This window comes from Microbacterium halotolerans, assembly GCF_003569805.1.
Classification (GTDB): Bacteria; Actinomycetota; Actinomycetes; order Actinomycetales; family Microbacteriaceae; genus Microbacterium; species Microbacterium halotolerans.
Genome location: NZ_KZ984051.1, coordinates 564,276 through 581,121, shown reverse-complemented (window position 1 = coordinate 581,121; position 16,846 = coordinate 564,276). Strand labels below are relative to the sequence as shown.

Annotated in this window: 13 protein-coding genes; 9 read left to right on the top strand and 4 right to left on the bottom strand. The window is 69.4% G+C overall.

The window, feature by feature from the left end; translation table 11 throughout:
- Window position 1: 1 nt before the first annotated feature.
- From murQ to DZG09_RS02585, 7 genes are read left to right on the top strand one after another with little or no spacing between them, the layout of a single operon-like run.
- On the top strand, window positions 2-904 hold the full coding sequence (murQ, locus tag DZG09_RS02615) for an N-acetylmuramic acid 6-phosphate etherase (protein ID WP_119696154.1): 903 nt from the start codon (window positions 2-4) through the stop codon (window positions 902-904).
- Window positions 901-2,088: an anhydro-N-acetylmuramic acid kinase gene (locus DZG09_RS02610; RefSeq protein ID WP_119696153.1), complete on the top strand. Its 1,188-nt coding sequence runs from the start codon at window positions 901-903 to the stop codon at window positions 2,086-2,088. The genes murQ and DZG09_RS02610 overlap by 4 nt, the downstream gene beginning before the upstream one ends.
- Window positions 2,085-3,173, top strand: a complete 1,089-nt coding sequence (locus tag DZG09_RS02605; protein WP_119696152.1) for a mandelate racemase/muconate lactonizing enzyme family protein — start codon at window positions 2,085-2,087, stop codon at window positions 3,171-3,173. Before DZG09_RS02610 ends, DZG09_RS02605 begins: the two co-directional genes overlap by 4 nt.
- Complete coding sequence (locus DZG09_RS02600; RefSeq protein ID WP_119696151.1) at window positions 3,170-4,363, top strand: serine hydrolase domain-containing protein; 1,194 nt, start codon at window positions 3,170-3,172, stop codon at window positions 4,361-4,363. Before DZG09_RS02605 ends, DZG09_RS02600 begins: the two co-directional genes overlap by 4 nt.
- Complete coding sequence (locus DZG09_RS02595) at window positions 4,360-5,991, top strand: ABC transporter ATP-binding protein (protein WP_119696150.1); 1,632 nt, start codon at window positions 4,360-4,362, stop codon at window positions 5,989-5,991. Before DZG09_RS02600 ends, DZG09_RS02595 begins: the two co-directional genes overlap by 4 nt.
- On the top strand, window positions 5,991-8,807 hold the full coding sequence (locus DZG09_RS02590) for an FAD-linked oxidase C-terminal domain-containing protein (RefSeq protein ID WP_119696149.1): 2,817 nt from the start codon (window positions 5,991-5,993) through the stop codon (window positions 8,805-8,807). Before DZG09_RS02595 ends, DZG09_RS02590 begins: the two co-directional genes overlap by 1 nt.
- Window positions 8,808-8,826: 19 nt before the next feature.
- Window positions 8,827-9,960 (top strand): MFS transporter, encoded by a 1,134-nt coding sequence (locus DZG09_RS02585; RefSeq protein WP_119696148.1) that lies wholly within the window; start codon window positions 8,827-8,829, stop codon window positions 9,958-9,960.
- Between the two features lie 293 nt (window positions 9,961-10,253).
- Here the strand turns inward: DZG09_RS02585 and DZG09_RS02580 are convergent, their stop codons facing one another.
- On the bottom strand, window positions 10,254-10,484 hold the full coding sequence (locus DZG09_RS02580; protein ID WP_087053461.1) for a cell division protein CrgA: 231 nt from the start codon (window positions 10,482-10,484) through the stop codon (window positions 10,254-10,256).
- 90 nt (window positions 10,485-10,574) lie between these two features.
- Here DZG09_RS02580 and DZG09_RS02575 point away from each other — a divergent pair, with 90 nt between their 5' ends.
- Both DZG09_RS02575 and DZG09_RS02570 read left to right on the top strand, forming a co-directional pair.
- Window positions 10,575-11,348: a class E sortase gene (locus tag DZG09_RS02575; RefSeq protein WP_119697344.1), complete on the top strand. Its 774-nt coding sequence runs from the start codon at window positions 10,575-10,577 to the stop codon at window positions 11,346-11,348.
- Window positions 11,348-11,536 carry a hypothetical protein gene (locus tag DZG09_RS02570; RefSeq protein ID WP_119696147.1) on the top strand — a complete coding sequence of 63 codons (189 nt, stop codon included), beginning with the start codon at window positions 11,348-11,350 and terminating at the stop codon, window positions 11,534-11,536. Before DZG09_RS02575 ends, DZG09_RS02570 begins: the two co-directional genes overlap by 1 nt.
- Window positions 11,537-11,656: 120 nt before the next feature.
- Here DZG09_RS02570 and pknB read toward each other — a convergent pair whose 3' ends face one another.
- From pknB to DZG09_RS02555, 3 genes are all read right to left on the bottom strand, one after another.
- On the bottom strand, window positions 11,657-13,345 hold the full coding sequence (gene pknB / locus DZG09_RS02565; RefSeq protein ID WP_119696146.1) for a Stk1 family PASTA domain-containing Ser/Thr kinase: 1,689 nt from the start codon (window positions 13,343-13,345) through the stop codon (window positions 11,657-11,659).
- Window positions 13,346-13,437: 92 nt separating this feature from the next.
- Window positions 13,438-15,378, bottom strand: coding sequence for a protein kinase domain-containing protein (locus tag DZG09_RS02560; RefSeq protein ID WP_119696145.1), 1,941 nt, complete (start codon window positions 15,376-15,378; stop codon window positions 13,438-13,440).
- On the bottom strand, window positions 15,375-16,841 hold the full coding sequence (locus tag DZG09_RS02555) for a peptidoglycan D,D-transpeptidase FtsI family protein (protein ID WP_119696144.1): 1,467 nt from the start codon (window positions 16,839-16,841) through the stop codon (window positions 15,375-15,377). The genes DZG09_RS02560 and DZG09_RS02555 overlap by 4 nt, the downstream gene beginning before the upstream one ends.
- Window positions 16,842-16,846 lie beyond the last annotated feature (5 nt).

Genomic DNA, 16,846 nt, shown 5'->3' with positions numbered 1-16,846 from the left:
AATGATTCTCGACGAACCAGCCACGGAATCGGCCGATCCGCGTTTCGCGAACATCGACGCGATGGACGTCGCCGATCTCGCGGTTCTGATGAACGAAGCCGATCAGACCGTGCCGCTCGCCGTGCGCGACGAGCTGCCGCGCATCTCGGCGGCGATCGAGCAGGTCAGCGAGCGGATGTCGCGCGGAGGCCGACTGCTCTACGTCGGTGCCGGGACGCCCGGGCGCATCGGGGTGCTCGACGCGTCGGAGATACCGCCGACCTTCTCCACGCACGACCTGGTCGTCGGCATCATCGCCGGCGGGCCGCGCGCGCTCGTCGACGCGATCGAGGGCGCAGAGGACGACGAGGCCGCGGGCGCCGCGGCGATGGACGACGCCGGCGTCGGGCCGTTGGACTCGGTGGTCGGGGTCGCCGCATCCGGGCGCACGCCCTTCGTTATCGGTGCGGTGAGTCGCGCTCGCGAGCTGGGCGCTCTGAGCGTCGGCCTGTCGTGCAACGCGGATGTCCCGCTCAGCGCCAGCGTCGATCACGCCATCGAAGTGGTGGTGGGGCCTGAGGTCGTCAGCGGGTCCACCAGGCTGAAGGCGGGGACGGCGCAGAAGCTCGTGCTGAACATGTTCTCGACGATCGTGATGGTGCGGCTTGGCAAGACCTACGGCAATCTGATGATCGATGTCAGCGCCTCCAACGACAAGCTCCGCGAGCGGGCGGCACGCATGGTGATGCGCGTTGCCGAGGTCGATCACGACGCGGCGGTCGCCGCGCTCCGGGCCGCCGACTACGCCGTGCCGGTCGCGATCCTGTCGCTGATGCGCGGGCTTCGGGTCGACGAGGCGAGGCAGGAGCTCTCCTCCGCCGGAGGCCGACTGCGGCAGGCACTGACCGGGAAGGATCGGCGATGAGGGTACTCGGGCTGATCTCGGGAACATCGCACGACGGCATCGACAGCGCCGTCGTCGACTTCGACGCGCTGTCGTCTGCTGATGCGGAGCACGGACTGTCGGCATCGGTGAGGCATCACGCATCAGCGCCTTATGACGCCCCTCTGCGGGAACGACTGGTCGGGGCGCTTCCACCGGCCCAGACCACGCTGGCGGAGGTGGCCCGTCTCGACACCGAGATCGGGCAGGCCTTCGCGGATGCCGCCGTCACGGCGATCGAGGCCGCGGGCCCCGTCGATCTCGTGGTGTCGCACGGCCAGACCGTGTTCCACTGGGTCTCGGACGCTGAGGTGCTCGGCACCCTGCAACTCGGTCAGGCGGCATGGATCGCCGAGCGGACCGGGGCTCCCGTGCTGTCGGACGTCCGGATCAGGGACATCGCCGCCGGCGGGCAGGGTGCGCCGCTGGCGTCCACGATCGACGCGCTGCTGCTTGCAGGGCGGGGTTCTGCCGGGGCGCTGAACCTCGGCGGCATCTCGAACGTCACGGTCGTCTCGGGCGCTGTCGACCCGGGCTCGGCGCGGGCGTGGGACATCGGCCCGGCCAACGCCCTCATCGACGCCGTCGTCGTCGATCGGGGTCTGCACCCCGACGGATATGACGCAGGCGGCGCGATCGCCGCCTCGGGCACCGTCGACGAGGAGCTGCTCTCCGCCCTGCTAGCCGACCCCTACTACCGGCTTTCGCCGCCCAAGAGCACCGGCAAGGAGCTGTTCCACCTGCGGTACGTGCAGGACGCGCTCGGTGGACGCGAGCCCTCCGACGCCGATCTGGTGGCCACCCTCACCGAACTCACCGTGCGCACTGTCGTCGAGGCACTGCGTCCGGAACGTCTCGACGAGCTGTTCGTCTCCGGGGGCGGGGTGCACAACGACATCTTGATGTCAGGGCTGGCGAAGGGGCTGCCAGGCACCCGCGTGGGTCGCACCGACGACCTGGGCATCGGCGCAGACGAGAAGGAGGCGGTGCTGATGGCACTGCTCGGGCATCTCACCTGGCACGGAGCGGCGGGAAACGTCCCCAGTGCCACAGGAGCTGCGGCGCCGAGAACGCTGGGCACCCTCACTCCGGGTGCAGAACCGCTGCGGCTCCCTGAGCCGATGGCGGCGCCGACCTTCCTGCGTGTGCGGACGGAACGGACATGACCCGCATCGCCGCCCTGCGCGCGCATCGTGTGCGCCTGCCGCTGAGGCACCCCTTCGTGACGGCGGTGCGGCGGGCGGATGCGCTCGACACGGTCCTCGTGAGCGCGTCGGACGACGAAGGCCGCACCGGATGGGGAGAGGTCGCGCTGAGCTGGCGGGTCACCGGAACCGGCGCTGCCGGTGCGGAAGCAGCGATCACCGGCCCGCTGCAGGACGCGGTCAGTGGGTTCGAGCTCCGCGATCGCGATGCCTGGGGAGCAGCGGCGGAGACCGCGCTGATCGGCAATGCCGCGGTACGGGCGGCCGTGGACTGCGCCCTCTGGGATCTTCTGGCGCAGCACGAAGGCATGCCGCTGCACCGCCTGCTCTCGACAGGGAGCTCCGCCGCCGTCGTCACCGACATGACGCTGTCCGCCGCTCGGGAGGCCGACGTGCTCGCCGCGGCGGCCGAGCACGTCGGCGACGGCTTCACGACGCTGAAGGTCAAGCTCGGCACCGACCCCGACCGCGATGATCGAGTGCTGCGCGCGCTCAGATCCGGCCCGGCCGCAGAGGTGGCGCTGCGCGTCGACGCGAACCAGGGATGGAGTGCGGCAGACGCCATCCGGCTGCTCAACGGCTGGGAGGAGGACGGCCTGGGAGTCGAGCTGGTCGAGCAGCCCACGCCCGCCGGTGACATCGAGGCGCTCGCGGAGGTGACCGCCGCGGTGCGCACTCCGGTGCTCGTCGACGAGAGCTGCTGGAACGAGCGCGATCTGCGGGAGCTGATCCGGATGGGCGCGGCCGACCTCGTCAACATCAAGCTCGCCAAGTCCGGCGGAATCACACCGGCCCTCCGGATGATGGAGCTCGCCACGGCGTCGGGCACCGGGGTGCTGGTCGGCTGCATGCTGGAGTCGGTGGTCGGCGTGACAGCCGCGGCGCACCTCGCCGTCACGCTTCCGGACGCCGTGCACGATCTCGACGGAGGTCTGTGGACGGATGGCGCTCCGCTCGCCGGCGGCGCAAGGTACGACGGCGCGACGATCCGGCTGCCGATCACTGCGGGTCTGGGCCTCGGCCGCCTCCTCGAGGAGGCGGCATGAGCGACCCGGTTCGGAGGACGCCCCGGAAGAGCGCCTTGCTGCAGCCGGTGGCGGATGGGCTGATCGCGCCGCGATCCGATTCACGCTCCGCGCCCGAGGGAGCCGTGTTCGCGATCGTCGAAGGCGGTGATGGGGAGACGGCCGCGTCGGGCGTGGCCGATCTGCGCTCGGGTGAGCACGCGAGAGTCGATCACGTGCAGGACACCGCCTCTGTGGGCAAGACGCTGACGACTCTGGCCGCACAGGCGCTGATCTCGCGGGGCGAGCTCCACGCGGACGACGCACTCGGCAGGCTGCTGGGCGGACGTGCCGGTGTTCACGCCGATGCCACCGTCGACGAGCTTCTCCGGCATCGCGGCGGAGTCGCGCCGTGGTGGCCGGTCTATCTGCTTCCCGATGCCGGTGCCGACCCGCTTGCGGCCGCGCTGCGGGTGGCGCCGGGCTCGCCGCGCGACCAGCGACGTGCGTATTCCGATCTCGGCATGCAGGCCGTCGGCGGGGTCGTGTCCGCGGTGACCGGTCTGTCCTTCGCCGACGCCGTCCGCGCGCTGGTTCTCGATCCGCTCGGCGCGGAGACCGTCGTCGCCGCAGGCCCGCTCTCCGGCCGCGCCGCGTTCGCCGGAGCGGACGGCGACGCGATCGAGGAGGATATGGTGCGCAGCGGCGATCCCTATCCGATCGCCGCCGATGCGAACGACGCGGTCACGGCGGCTGCGGACGCCTTCGGATGGCGTCGCGGCGTCGTCCGCGACGAGATCGGCGACGGCAACGCCTTCCATGCCTATCGCGGCGCCGCAGGCCATGCGGGATGGTTCGCGGACGCCGACGGCCTGCTGCGAGTCGCCGACGCGCTGGCGGAACCGGCGCGGCTGGGGATCGACGCTCCCACCGCCGCTGCGATGACGATCGAGCACGACCCCGGACAGGGCAGAGGCATGCGCACCTATCTGCTGCCATGGCGCGGACGCCGCCGGCTGTTCGTCGGCCATCCGGGGTTCACCGGTGCGTTCGTCGCCGCGGCGGCGGCCGAGCACGGTGATCCACCGGTCCGCGTGGCCATGCTCACCAACCGACTGCACGGCGATCCGGTCCCTGAACGCACAAGACTGGCACCTGTGGAGCAGATGTGGCGCGACGCGATGGCCGCCGCCGATCACATCCTCCATCCGACGACGGGAGCACGACGATGACCGAACCGCAGACGGCGGCGACCCAGCCCCTGCTCTCCGTGAGGAACCTGCAGGTCTCCTTCGACACTCCTGCCGGCCCGTTCTCGGCCGTGCGGGACGTGAGCTTCGACGTGGCGCCTGGAGAGACGGTCGCCATCGTCGGAGAGTCGGGATCCGGCAAGTCCACCGTCGCCGCGTCGATCAACCGGCTGCTGGCGGCCAACGGCAGCGTATCGGGCGGGAGCATCCGGTTCGAGGCGAGGGAGCTGACCGCGCTCTCCGAACGGGAGATGATCGCACTGCGCGGCGCCGGGATCGGGCTGGTGCCTCAGGACCCGATGTCGAACCTGAACCCTGTGCACACCGTCGGTGCGCAGATCCTCGAGGCGCTGAGCGTGCACGGTCGGGGCGCCGACGGTCGCGCGAGGGTGCTGGAGCTCCTCGAGCGGGTCGGCATCCCCGACCCGGAGCAGCGCTATCAGCAGTATCCGCACGAGTTCTCCGGCGGGATGCGCCAGCGCGTGCTGATCGCCATGGGGCTGGCGTGCGAGCCGCGACTGCTGATCGCCGACGAGCCGACCAGCGCGCTCGACGTGACGGTGCAGCGGCGCATCCTCGACACCATGACGGAGCTCACCGACCGCACCGGCACCGCCGTGGTGCTGATCACGCACGACCTCGCTCTTGCGGCCGAGCGCGCGGATCGCGTTCTGGTGATGTACCGAGGCGAGCTCGTCGAGCAGGGGCCGGCCGGGAGCATCCTCGAGCACCCTCAGCACGAGTACACCCGCCGGCTCGTCTCCGCGGCCCCCAGCCTGGCGACCGAGCCGCTGGTGGCCGAGCCGGACGAAGAGCCGTCGGGTGAAGCGCTGGTCACCGTGTCGGGTGTGGGGCGCCGCTACGCGCTGCGCGGCAGGGCCCGCGGACAGGAGTTCTGGGCGGCACGCGATGTGTCGTTCCGGATCCCGCGCGGCCGCACCGTGTCGATCGTGGGGGAATCGGGTTCGGGCAAGTCGACCACCGCGAAGATCCTGCTCGGCCTGGAGACTCCGAGCGAGGGCACCATCGAGATCGGCGGCAGCGACCTCGCATCGCTTCGCGGCCGCCGACTGCTCGCCATGCGCCGACGCGTGCAGCCGGTGTTCCAGAACCCCTTCGCCTCGCTCGACCCGCGGTACACCGTCGCCGAGTCGATCACCGAACCGCTGCGCGTGCATCGGGTCGGCGACCGCCGATCTCGCCGAGCCAGGGCGCTGGAGCTGCTCGAGCACGTCGCGCTGCCCGCCGAGGTGCTCGACCGGCTGCCGCATGAGCTGTCAGGCGGCCAGCGCCAGCGCGTCGCGATCGCCAGGGCGATCGCCCTGGAGCCCGAGCTGGTCGTGCTGGACGAGGCGGTGTCGGCGCTCGATGTGCTGGTGCAGGCGCAGATCCTCGATCTGCTCGTCGATCTGCAGCAGCGACTCGGGCTGAGCTATCTGTTCATCAGCCACGATCTCGCCGTGGTGCAGATGATCTCCCACGAGGTGCATGTGATGCAGCGCGGACGGGTGGTCGAGTCGGGCACACCCGCCCGGATCTTCAGCGCACCCCAGCAGGACTACACTCGGGAACTGCTCGCCGCCATTCCCGGCGCATCTCTGGAGGTGTGATGACCGCCATGGATATCGCGGCGATCGACCCGCAGGTCGCGGCGACCGTCGCGGAATCGGAAAGAGTGCGCACGCGCGCGATCGATCGCGCAGCCTATGCAGGCGACGCCTCGCACTACCTGCTCACGCCGTCGGCCGTCGTGGTCGCGGCCGACGCCGCAGAGGTCGCCGCGCTGCTGTCGGCGGCGAGCAGGAGGAGGACACCGGTGACGTTCCGCTCCGGCGGCACCAGCCTCTCGGGTCAGGCCTCGGGCTCCGGGATCATGGTCGACACGCGGCAGCGGTTCCGTCGCATCGACGTGCTCGACGACGGGCGCCGCGTCCGCGTGCAGCCCGGTGCCACGGTGGCGCAGGTGAACGCTCGCCTTCTCCGCCACGGTCGTCGGCTCGGGCCCGATCCGGCGAGCGAGGCGGCGTGCACCATCGGCGGAGTGATCGCCAACAACTCCAGCGGCATGGCCTGCGGCGTCGTCGAGAACGCCTATCGCACGCTGGAGTCGATGGTGGTCGTGCTTCCCTCAGGCACGACGATCGACACAGCAGACCCCGATGCCGAACGCCAGCTCCGCGACCGCGAACCCGAGTTGGCCGAAGGCCTCATGCGGCTGCGGCGGCGCGTGCTCTCCGATCCGGATTCCGTGACGCGCATCGAACGGCAGTTCGCTCTGAAGAACACCATGGGCTACGGCGTCAACTCCTTCCTGGACCATGAGTCGCCGACGCAGCTTCTCGCCCACCTGGTGATCGGTTCCGAAGGCACGCTCGCGTTCGTCGCAGAGGCGACCTTCCGCACGGTTCGCGTGCAGAAGCGGGTGTCGACCGCGCTGGCCGTGTTCTCCGACCTCGACGGCGCGACCAGAGGGCTTCCCGAGCTGGTCGTCTCCGGCGCGGCCACTCTGGAGCTGATGGACTCCGCGTCGCTCGCCGTCGGCCAGCGACTGGCGGGGGCACCGGATGAGATCCTCGGCTTCGATCCGGGATCGCAGGCGGCCCTGCTGGTCGAGTACCGCGCCGATCACGAGGACGAGTTGACGGAGCTGACGAAGGCCGGTGCCGAACTGCTGAACGGGTCGGGACTGCGCACGCCCGTGAGCTTCCGCTCCGACCCGGTGGCACGGGGAAGGGCCTGGAGCTTCCGGAAGGGACTGTACGCCTCGGTGGCGGAGGCGAGACCGACAGGGACGACGGCTCTGCTGGAAGACGTCGTGGTGCCCGCGGACCGCCTCGCCGACACCTGCGAGGGGCTTCAGGACATGCTCGACCGCTACGGCTACGACGACTCGGTGATCTTCGGCCATGCCAAGGACGGCAACATCCATTTCATGCTCACCGATCGTTTCGAGGGCGAAGACGCGCTGAGCAGGTACACCGGCTTCACCGACGGGATGGTCGATCTCGTGCTCGAGGCCGGCGGCAATCTGAAGGCCGAGCACGGCACGGGAAGGGCGATGGCGCCCTTCGTGCGACGACAGTACGGCGACGAGCTGTACGAGGTGATGCGCGAGATCAAGCGGCTGTTCGATCCGGCCGGCGTGATGAATCCCGGGGTGCTGATCGAGGACGACCCTGACGCGCACATGCGGAACATCAAGCTGAATCCGTCGGTCGAGCAGGAGGTCGACCGCTGCGTGGAGTGCGGCTACTGCGAGCCGGTGTGCCCGAGCCGTGACATCACGCTGACCCCGCGGCAGCGGATCGTGGTGCGCAGGGCGGCGGAGTCGGCGCGGCAGCGCGGCGACGAGGAGACGGCGCGCGAGCTGGAGCGCGACTACGAGTTCGCCGGGGTGCAGACGTGCGCCGTCGACGGAATGTGCCGGACGGCATGCCCGGTGCAGATCGACACCGGCGATCTGGTCAGGCGACTGCGGCGCGAGAAGCCGGATCCGGTGGGCGGCACGGTCTGGCGCGCCGCGGCGGCGGCCTGGGGGCCGGTGACCCGTGCCGGGTCGGCTGCGCTGAGCGCTGCTGCGCGGCTGCCAGCACCGGCGGTGACAGCCGTGACCACGGCCGGTCGCGCGGTGCTGGGTGATGATGCGGTTCCCCGCTACGACGCGGGTCTGCCAGGCGGCGGGCCATCGAGGCGGCGCCTCGGCCGTCGCGTCGGGGCGGAGAGCGTCGAGCCGTCCGGCGTGTACGTTCCCGCCTGCGTCAACAGCATGTTCGGCCCCGAGGGCGAAGGGACGGGAGTCACGGACGCCTTCGTCACGCTGCTGGAGCGGGCGGGGCTGGCGATGATCGTGCCCGACGGCGTGGAGGGCACCTGCTGCGGAACGCCCTGGTCGTCGAAGGGTCACAGCGCCGGCTACCGGATCAACCGGCGCCGCACCGTCGACCGGATAGTGCAGGCGGTGTCGCAGAGCGGGCTGCCGGTGGTCAGCGATGCATCGAGCTGCACCGAGGGCTTCGGCAGACTCCTCGCGGAGGCGGGCGTCCGCGTCGAGGATGCGGTCGCCTTCGCCGCTCAGGAGGTGCTTCCTCGCGTGAGCCCCGCGCGCCGCGTCGGAACCCTGGTGCTGCATCCCACCTGCTCGTCGCGGCAGACCGGCTTGGACGACGACCTGGTGCGCATCGCCGAAGCGGTGGCAGGCGAGGTGAGGGTCCCCGATGCGTGGGGGTGCTGCGGCTTCGCCGGCGACAGGGGCATGCTCCATCCGGAGCTGACCGCATCGGCCACAGCAGCCGAAGCGGCTGAGGTGGTCGAGCTGGGCGCCGACGCGCACGCTTCGTGCAACCGCACGTGCGAGATCGGCATGACACGAGCCACCGGTGAGCGCTACCGCCACGTGCTCGAGCTGCTCGCCGAGGCGACAGCCTGACGGACAGAGGGCAGGAACGATGAGGCGCCTGTTCGTCGTCTTCGCGGCGATGGGTGCGGCGACGGCGTCGATTCCGGCGGGGCTGCCGATGGTCGCAGCGACGGCGGGAGAGAGCGTTGAGGGGTATCTCGCCGCCGTGCCGGCTCTGTTCTTCGGGCTGCTGGCGGGAGTGATCCTCAGCTCGATGCTCGGCAGCCGGGTGAGTTCTGCCGTGATGATTCGCATCGGTGCGCTCATCCAAGCCGTCGCGTTCGCAGCAATGGCCGGCCTTTCGACGCAGCCGCTCAGCTTCGTGCTGGCGGCGGCGTCGGCGGGAATCGGGTTCGGGCTGACGGAAGCGGGGGCGACGATCCGCGCGCGGGAGGCAGCGGCGGCGGGCACGCCGCAGCTGCTGTCTGCGCTCACCGGGACGGTGGCGGCCGTCGCCGCGCTGACGCCGCTTCTGTTCCTGACGCCGCTGCGCGGGATGCCGTGGCTGATATACGCCGGGATCGCCGTGGTGCACATCATCCTGGCGTGCACGACGGTCGGGAACGGAATCAAGGGTTCGTTCGCTTCGACGAACACAGCAGGAGGAGCGGCATCTGCGCTGCTGCCCGCGGCGATCGCCCTGTTCCTCTACGTCGGTGTGGAGACGGTGTTCGCCGGCTGGTCGTCGATACTCCCCATGGATCTGGTCGACGTCGATCCGGAGTGGGCGGCGCTGGGGACGTCGGCGTTCTGGATTCTGCTGTCGGCGGGCCGCTATGCGGCGACCGGACTCATCGGCGCGGGTATCACCGCCGTCGCCTGCCTGCGCGGATTCGGCGTGATCGCAGCGACGGCGTTCGCAACCGCGGCACTCGCGTCTGCTCTGCCGGTCCTCGTGGTTGCTGCGCTCTGCGTGGGCGTGATGGCGCTGGGACCCTGCTATGCGCTGATCATCGGCATCGGTCTGGCGCGTGTGGACGCGTACGCCGCGCGGAAGGCCACGGGGCTCCTCGTCGCCTGCGGTTCCGGCGGCGGCGCCGCGATCCCGGCACTGCTCCTCCTCACCAGCGGAGGAACGGGTGCGTCGGTGTTCGCGACGGCGGCAGGGCTGATTCTCGTCGCAGCAGGCACGGCGACCGTGGTGCTCTCGCGCGGAGCCGCTGCAGACGCTCATGCCAGATGATGCGGTACGTCCGGTATCCACCGGTTCTCCACGGAACGGCGAGGATTGTCCACCGGTGCGTGCGGACTTGTCCACCGTCTGCGATGGTTCTCCCCGAAGTTATCCACAGGATTCTCCCCATCTGGGGAGAATCACACGCGTGTTATTCACCCCTGGGGAGAGGGCTGTGGATGAATCACACGGATGTAGTTCGTTCAGGTGCTGTGGACTGGTTGGTGCCGAGATGACGCGCCCTTCGGCACGAAGCACGAAAAAACCCCGCCACAGCGGGCGGGGTCAGTTCGAAGCGCGTGTCAGCGCCAGCGCGTCGTCATCAGGAAGCCGATGAAGGCGATGCCGAAACCGATCATGAGGTTCCACGCGCCGATGTCGGGGATGGGGAACTGCTGGTCGGTGAGGTAGAACACGATGATCCATACGAGCCCCAGCAGCATGAACCCCACCATGATGGGCTTGAACCACACGGGGTTGGGGGCGCCGGCGCCAGCGGGGCGCTCTGGTGTCTCGTCGGTCTCGCGTGCCATGCCGACAGTCTACTGGGGGATGCGTCCGCCGCGGAACCGGAAGGTCGCCGTGGCGGAACCGCAGAGGTTGAGCACCCTAAGATGGTGACCATGACCGACCAGCCGCTGTCGCGCGTCACGGTGCGCCAGCAGAGGAAGCCGCGTCGCAGGGTGAGCGTGATCGGCGTGATCGGCGAACTGTTCATCACGGCAGGCGTCGTGCTGCTGCTGTTCGTGGCCTGGCAGCTCTGGATCGGCGACATGATCTACGGCGCCGAGCGCAATCAGCAGGGGCAGGAGCTCTCGCAGCAGTGGGCGCAGGAGGAGCCGTCGTCCGACGACGACGCCGGTGCTGCCGACGGCGAGGGGGGCGATGCAGAACCGCCCACGGTCGCTCCTCCCGGTGAGGGCGAACGCTTCGGCGTGATGTATGTGCCCCGCTGGGGAGACGACTACGCCATGCCGATGGCGGGCGGCACGACGCGGCCCATCACGCTCGATCCGATCGGCATCGGGCACTACAACGACACCGAGATGCCAGGTGAGGTCGGCAACTTCGCGCTCGCCGGTCATCGCACCACCTTCGGCAAGCCGTTCGCGGAGATCGCCACGCTGCACGCAGGTGATGCGATCGTCGTCGAGACCAAAGCCGGCTGGTACACCTATCGCTTCCGCACCCTCGAGTACGTGCGTCCGGACGAGACCGACGTGCTGCTCGACGTGCCGCAGAGCCCCGAGGTGCCTGCGAACGAGCGCTACATCACGCTGACGGCGTGCTCACCCAAGTACTCGCTCGCCGAGCGCATCGTCGCCTACGGTGTGTTCGACTCGTTCCAGCCGCGCTCGGAAGGCGAGCCGGAATCGCTGACGGAAGGTACGGGCTGATGTACGGTGCGCTGTGGCGTGTGCTTCCCGGTCCGTGGTGGGTGCGGCTGCTGATCCTGCTCCTTCTGATCGCTGCGGTGCTGTACGGGCTGTTCTTCTATGCGTTCCCGTGGATCGCCTCGAACTACGTGCCGGACAACGGCGTGATCGACGAGGCCTCCGCGGTCATCTCCGGGTATCTGACTTAGGGCGTCCACGGGGCCCATGCGCACCTCGGCTGTCTCAGCACGTGATCGGCGTCGACGACGCGCAGCGCCGACTGCCGGGGAGTCCGCTCATGCGGCCCGGATCCTGAGCCGCCACCGGCGCTATTCGCCCGAGCAGTAGCGCAGGCTGATCTCCGAAGCGATCTTCGTGTCTCCGGGGCTGATCGACTGCGCGACGACGGTCGTCGGGTCGGCGGCAGCGCACGAGTCGTCGGCGGTCGCTGTGACGGTGAGCCCGAGGGCCTCCAGGTCGCTGGTGGCGCTGTCGACGGTGAAGCCGGTGTAGTCGTTGATCGCCACCTCACCCGTGGCCACGACGAGGTTGACCGCCGAACCGATCAGCACCTCATCACCTGCGCCGAAGCTTGCCGAGAGCACTTGGCCCTTCTCCGCCTCGGGGTCGTTGCGCGGAGAGACGATGCCGACCTTCAGCCCGGCGTCCTTCAGCTCCTGCTGGGCGGCCTTCTGCGATATGCCGACCAGCTCGGGCACGGCCACGACCTCGTGGCCGCCCGAGACGACGACCGTGACGCGGGTGCCCGGCCGCAGCGAGGTGCCTGCGACAGGGTCGGTGCGGATGACGAAGCCCTCCTCGACTTCTCGACTCGGCTCCGCCACCGCCGCGACGGCGAGGCCGAGCTCGCCGAGCTCGTCGACGGCCTCATCGCGCTGCATCTCGACGAGCTCGGGCACGACCACGGCGTTGGTGGGCTCCGCGGAGAACGGCTGCAGGCTGATCACCCAGATCAACATCGAGATCACGATCACCGCGATGAACGCCACGGCGGCCCAGACCCAGGCCACCGGCGGGCCGGACTGGGTGCGGACCATGGTGGTATCGGAGGAGAGCTGGCGCAGAGAGCGCTGCGTCTCCTGCGCATGCCGCGGATTCGCACCGTACAGCGCGTCGGTGAGCTTGCCGATCGCACGCTTGGACGGTTCGCGCCCTGCGGCGGCCGCGTCGAGGGCCTCGCGGAACGATGCGGCGTCGGGAAAGCGCTGGAACGGGTCCTTCGCGAGTGCGCGCAGCACTACGGCGTCGAGCGCACCGGGTGAGTCCGGGCTCTCGTGGCTCGGTACGGCCGGAGTCTCGCTGACGTGCTGGTAGGCGACCGCCACCGGGGATTCGCCCTGGAACGGCGGATGGCCCGTGAGCAGTTCGTAGAGCACGACGCCGACCGAATAGATATCGGTGCGAGCGTCGACGGTCTCGCTCTTGGCCTGTTCCGGTGAGAAGTAGTTCGCGGTGCCGAGCACGGCGGCCGCCTCGGCGACCGTCGCCGCGTTGTCCGAGACAGCGCGCGAGATGCCGAAGTCCATCACCTTCACGCCGGAGTCGGTGACCATGATGTTCGCGGGCTTGACGTCGCGGTGCACGACGCCGGCGCGGTGCGCGTAGGCGAGCGCCTCGAGAACACCGTCGACATAGGTCACGGCATCCGCGCTGGGAACGGGGCCCCGGGCGATCACATCCGACAGCCGCGTTCCCTGCACGTACTCCATGACGATGAAGGGCGTGGTGACGTCGCGCGATCCGATCCGTTCGGTGACCTCTCCGGTGTCATAGACGCGGACGATCGACGGATGAGCCATGCGCGAGGCTGACTGGGCCTCCAGGCGGAAGCGGTGGCGGAACACCTTGTCACCGGCGTGCTCGCGCTTCAGGATCTTGATCGCGACGGTCCGGCCGAGCTTCTCATCCGTGCCGCGGTGGACTGTGGCCATCCCGCCCTCGCCGATGACGTCTTCGACGCGGTAACGACCGGCGAGAACACGATTCTCAGGCGACACAGAAGGCTCCCCCCTTCGACGACCAGCTCACAGACTAACCGAGCGCACGCGACTGCCCCTGTGAGAGTGCAGGGGGAGAGGACCCGTCAGGGTCACAGCCCGAGATCGTCGCCATCCGTGTCGGTATCGGCCGGAGCGACGATGTCGGCGCGGCTGCTCGGCGAGGAACCGGACTCCCTCTCCTCGAAGACGGCGACGTACGAGACCTCGATGCTGCGCCCGGCGGAGCCCGTGACGGTGAAGTCCGCGCTCAGCTCGCCTGGGTCGAAGCTCTGGGTCGACTGCCCGTTGCTGAACTGGGCGTTCGTCAGCGTCACGATGTACCCGGTCAGGGTGGCGCCATCCGGACGGTACTCCGTCCAGCTGACCGTTCCGGTCTCGCCGTTCTCGAACTGAGTCGCGCTCAGCGCCGGCGCGTTCGCCGGCGCGCCGAGGTCCACGACCTCGACATCGTCGTACACCGTCGCCTGAACGGTCGTTCCCGTCGGCACGCTGCCGCTCTCGGAGAGCCGGTAGACGTTCCCGACCTCGCTCTCCTCGCTCGCCGGATCACCGGTGGCGCAGGTCAGCGTGATGCCTGCGTCCTCGGCGATCCCGGTGGCTGCGTCGCAGGACTGACCGACCAGGCCCAGCGCGTCGACGTCCACGGTCGCCATCTCGCCGTACACCGTTGCTTCGACCTGCGATCCGGCCGGCACGCTGCCGTCGTCGGAGAGCTGGTAGATGGTGCCCGCCTGGCCCTCTTCGGTCGCTGCGTCGCCTGTCGTGCACGTCAGCTCGATATCGGCTTCCTCGACTTCGATGATGCCGGTGGCCTCATCGCACGTCTTGCCGATCAGATCCAGAGCGGCCACGTCGACGTCGGGCGGAGTCGTCTCGGTCGTCGTGGCGCTCGGCGATGTCGGTGCGGGGTCCGCGTTCAGCGCGTTCGACACCAGCGCCCAGATCGTGCCGCCGACTGCGATGACCAGCAGCGCGATCAGCGCGATCAGCGGCCACGTCCACGGGCTGCGCTTCTTCTTCGGCTCCTCCGACTCGTCTTCGTCCTCGGCACCCTCGTCCTCGGCGCCGTTCACGGGCGCGGGCAGCGGGTTGGTCGCCGGGAGCAGCTGGGTCTTCTCGCCGTCCGACGTGTCGAGCAGCTGCGTGAAGCTGTCGTCGTCCAGCGCCGCGGAGTCTGCGATCGCCGGAACGGCGGCCGCAGCCGCGGAGATGTCGCCTCTGCGCAGAGCCGTGCAGGCGCGTGAGACGGCGGCCGCCGACGACGGACGATCCTCCGGCTTCTTGGCGATCATCGCGAAGATGAGGTTCCTCACCGGCTGCGGGATCTCCGCAGGCAGCGGCGGCGCCTGGTCGTTGATCTGCGCCATCGCGATGGCGACCTGCGACTCGCCGGTGAACGGGCGCTTGCCCGCCACCGACTCGTACGCGACGATGCCGAGCGAGTAGATGTCCGTCGCCGGGCTCGCCGGATGCCCCGACGCCTGCTCGGGCGAGAGGTACTGCACGGTGCCCATCACCTGACCGGTCGCGGTCAGCGGCACCTGATCGGCGATGCGAGCGATGCCGAAGTCGGTGATCTTGACCCGGCCGTCCGGGGTGATCAGAAGATTGCCCGGCTTGATGTCGCGGTGCACGAGGCCCGCCGCGTGCGCGGCCTGCAGGGCGGAAGCGGTCTGTGCGATGACGTCGAGCGCGCGATTCGGCTCGATCGACGTCTCGCGCTCGAGAATCGTCGAGAGAGCCTCACCGGGCACAAGTTCCATCACCAGGAACGCGGAGCCGTCCTCCTCGCCGTAGTCGAACACACTCGCGATGCCCTCGTGGTTGACGAGTGCGGCGTGCCTGGCTTCGGCGCGGAAGCGCTCGAGGAAGCCGGGATCCCCCATGTACTCGTCTTTGAGGATCTTGATCGCCACGGTGCGCCCGATGACGTGATCGGTCGCCTCCCAGACTTCGCCCATGCCGCCGATCGCGACGCGCGAGCTCAGTTCATAGCGACCGCCGAACGTCACACCCTGTGTTGGCCTCATCTGCCCAGCACCGCCTCCATGACCTGTTTCGCGATAGGCGCCGCGATCGCATTTCCTGAACCTGATTGCCCCTGACCGCCGCCGTCTTCGACAACGACCGCGACTGCAACCTCCGGGTCGTCCGATGGCGCGAATCCGGTGAACCACAGACTGTACGGCTCGCCTTCGCCGTTCTCCGCAGTGCCCGTCTTACCGCCCACGTCGACCCCGTCTATTCTTGCATTCGAAGCGACGCCGCTGCTCACGTTCGCCGTCATCATCTCCACCATCTCCGCGGCGAGGTCCGGAGCGAGCGCCTCGCCGAACTCCGTCGGCTGCGTCGTCTGCTGCGCGGACAGGTCCGGGCCGACGACCTCGTCGACCAACGTCGGGTTCATGACCTTCCCCTCGTTCGCGATGCCCGCCGTGACCATCGCGATCTGCAGCGGCGTCGCGCTCACGTCGCGCTGGCCGTAGCCCGTCTGCGCCGTGCGGTCGGGGCTGAGGTCCTCGGTCGAGTACACCGACGGCGTCACTGCGAGCGGGATCTCGAAGTCGGCATTGAAGCCGAACTTCTCCGCCTGCTCCCGGATCGCCTCATCGCCCAGCTTCGCGGCGAGCTCGGCCATCGGGATGTTGCAGCTCAGCCGCAGCGCGTCGGCGATCGTCACCTTGTCGCCTGGACCGCACGTTCCGCGGCTGGCGTTGCTGATCGTCGTCGACGTGCCAGGAAGCTCGTAGGACGCCGGGTTCGGCAGCTTCGAGTCCGGCGTGTAGTCGCCGGAGGCGAGCGCCGCCGAGGCGATCACGAGCTTGAATGTCGATCCGGGCGGGTTCAGATCGCCGCCGATGGCCCGGTTGAGCAGGGGACGCGACGGATCTTCGACGAGCGCGTCGTACGCCTCGTTCGTCGCCGCGTCGTCGTGCACGGCCAGCTGGTTCGCGTCGTACCCCGGCGTCGACACCATCGCGAGAACGCGGCCGGTGTCCGGTTCGATCGCAACGACGCCGCCCGTGTACCCGGCGTTCGTCATCGCGTCGTACGCTGCGCGCTGCGCGGCGGGGTCGAGGCTCAGCTTGATGGACGAGCCCCGCGGGTCCTGCCCGGTGAGCACGCGCTCCAAACGGGCGAAAGCCGCCGATGCGCCGGTTCCGGAGAGCTCCTGCGTCATCGCGCTCTCGAGACCCGTCGCCGAGCGCAGCACCGGGTTGAGATACCCCGTGGCCGTCGACCACATCTGCGACTGCTCGTACCGGCGCTGCCATGCGTACAGATCGTCGCTGGGCACGGACGAGGCGATCTCCTCGCCTCCCGCGATGATCGACCCTCGCTGCACCTCGAAGCTGTCGTAGAGCGTGCGCTTGTTCTCCGAGTGAGCGGCGAGGCTGTCGGATGTGACCGCCTGGATCACGCTGGTCGACACGAACAGCGTGATGAACATCAGGATCACGATGGTCGTGAGGCGGCGGAGTTCCTTGGTCATGCAGT

Excerpts from the sequence above, each read along its gene's own strand:
- DZG09_RS02560 (WP_119696145.1), bottom strand. The coding sequence starts at position 15,378 with ATGAGGCCAACACAGGGTGTGACGTTCGGCGGTCGCTATGAACTGAGC.
- DZG09_RS02610 (WP_119696153.1), top strand. The coding sequence starts at position 901 with ATGAGGGTACTCGGGCTGATCTCGGGAACATCGCACGACGGCATCGAC.
- DZG09_RS02595 (WP_119696150.1), top strand. The coding sequence starts at position 4,360 with ATGACCGAACCGCAGACGGCGGCGACCCAGCCCCTGCTCTCCGTGAGG.
- DZG09_RS02580 (WP_087053461.1), bottom strand. The coding sequence starts at position 10,484 with ATGGCACGCGAGACCGACGAGACACCAGAGCGCCCCGCTGGCGCCGGC.
- DZG09_RS02555 (WP_119696144.1), bottom strand. The coding sequence starts at position 16,841 with ATGACCAAGGAACTCCGCCGCCTCACGACCATCGTGATCCTGATGTTC.
- murQ (WP_119696154.1), top strand. The coding sequence starts at position 2 with ATGATTCTCGACGAACCAGCCACGGAATCGGCCGATCCGCGTTTCGCG.
- DZG09_RS02605 (WP_119696152.1), top strand. The coding sequence starts at position 2,085 with ATGACCCGCATCGCCGCCCTGCGCGCGCATCGTGTGCGCCTGCCGCTG.
- DZG09_RS02570 (WP_119696147.1), top strand. The coding sequence starts at position 11,348 with ATGTACGGTGCGCTGTGGCGTGTGCTTCCCGGTCCGTGGTGGGTGCGG.
- DZG09_RS02590 (WP_119696149.1), top strand. The coding sequence starts at position 5,991 with ATGACCGCCATGGATATCGCGGCGATCGACCCGCAGGTCGCGGCGACC.
- DZG09_RS02600 (WP_119696151.1), top strand. The coding sequence starts at position 3,170 with ATGAGCGACCCGGTTCGGAGGACGCCCCGGAAGAGCGCCTTGCTGCAG.
- DZG09_RS02585 (WP_119696148.1), top strand. The coding sequence starts at position 8,827 with ATGAGGCGCCTGTTCGTCGTCTTCGCGGCGATGGGTGCGGCGACGGCG.
- DZG09_RS02575 (WP_119697344.1), top strand. The coding sequence starts at position 10,575 with ATGACCGACCAGCCGCTGTCGCGCGTCACGGTGCGCCAGCAGAGGAAG.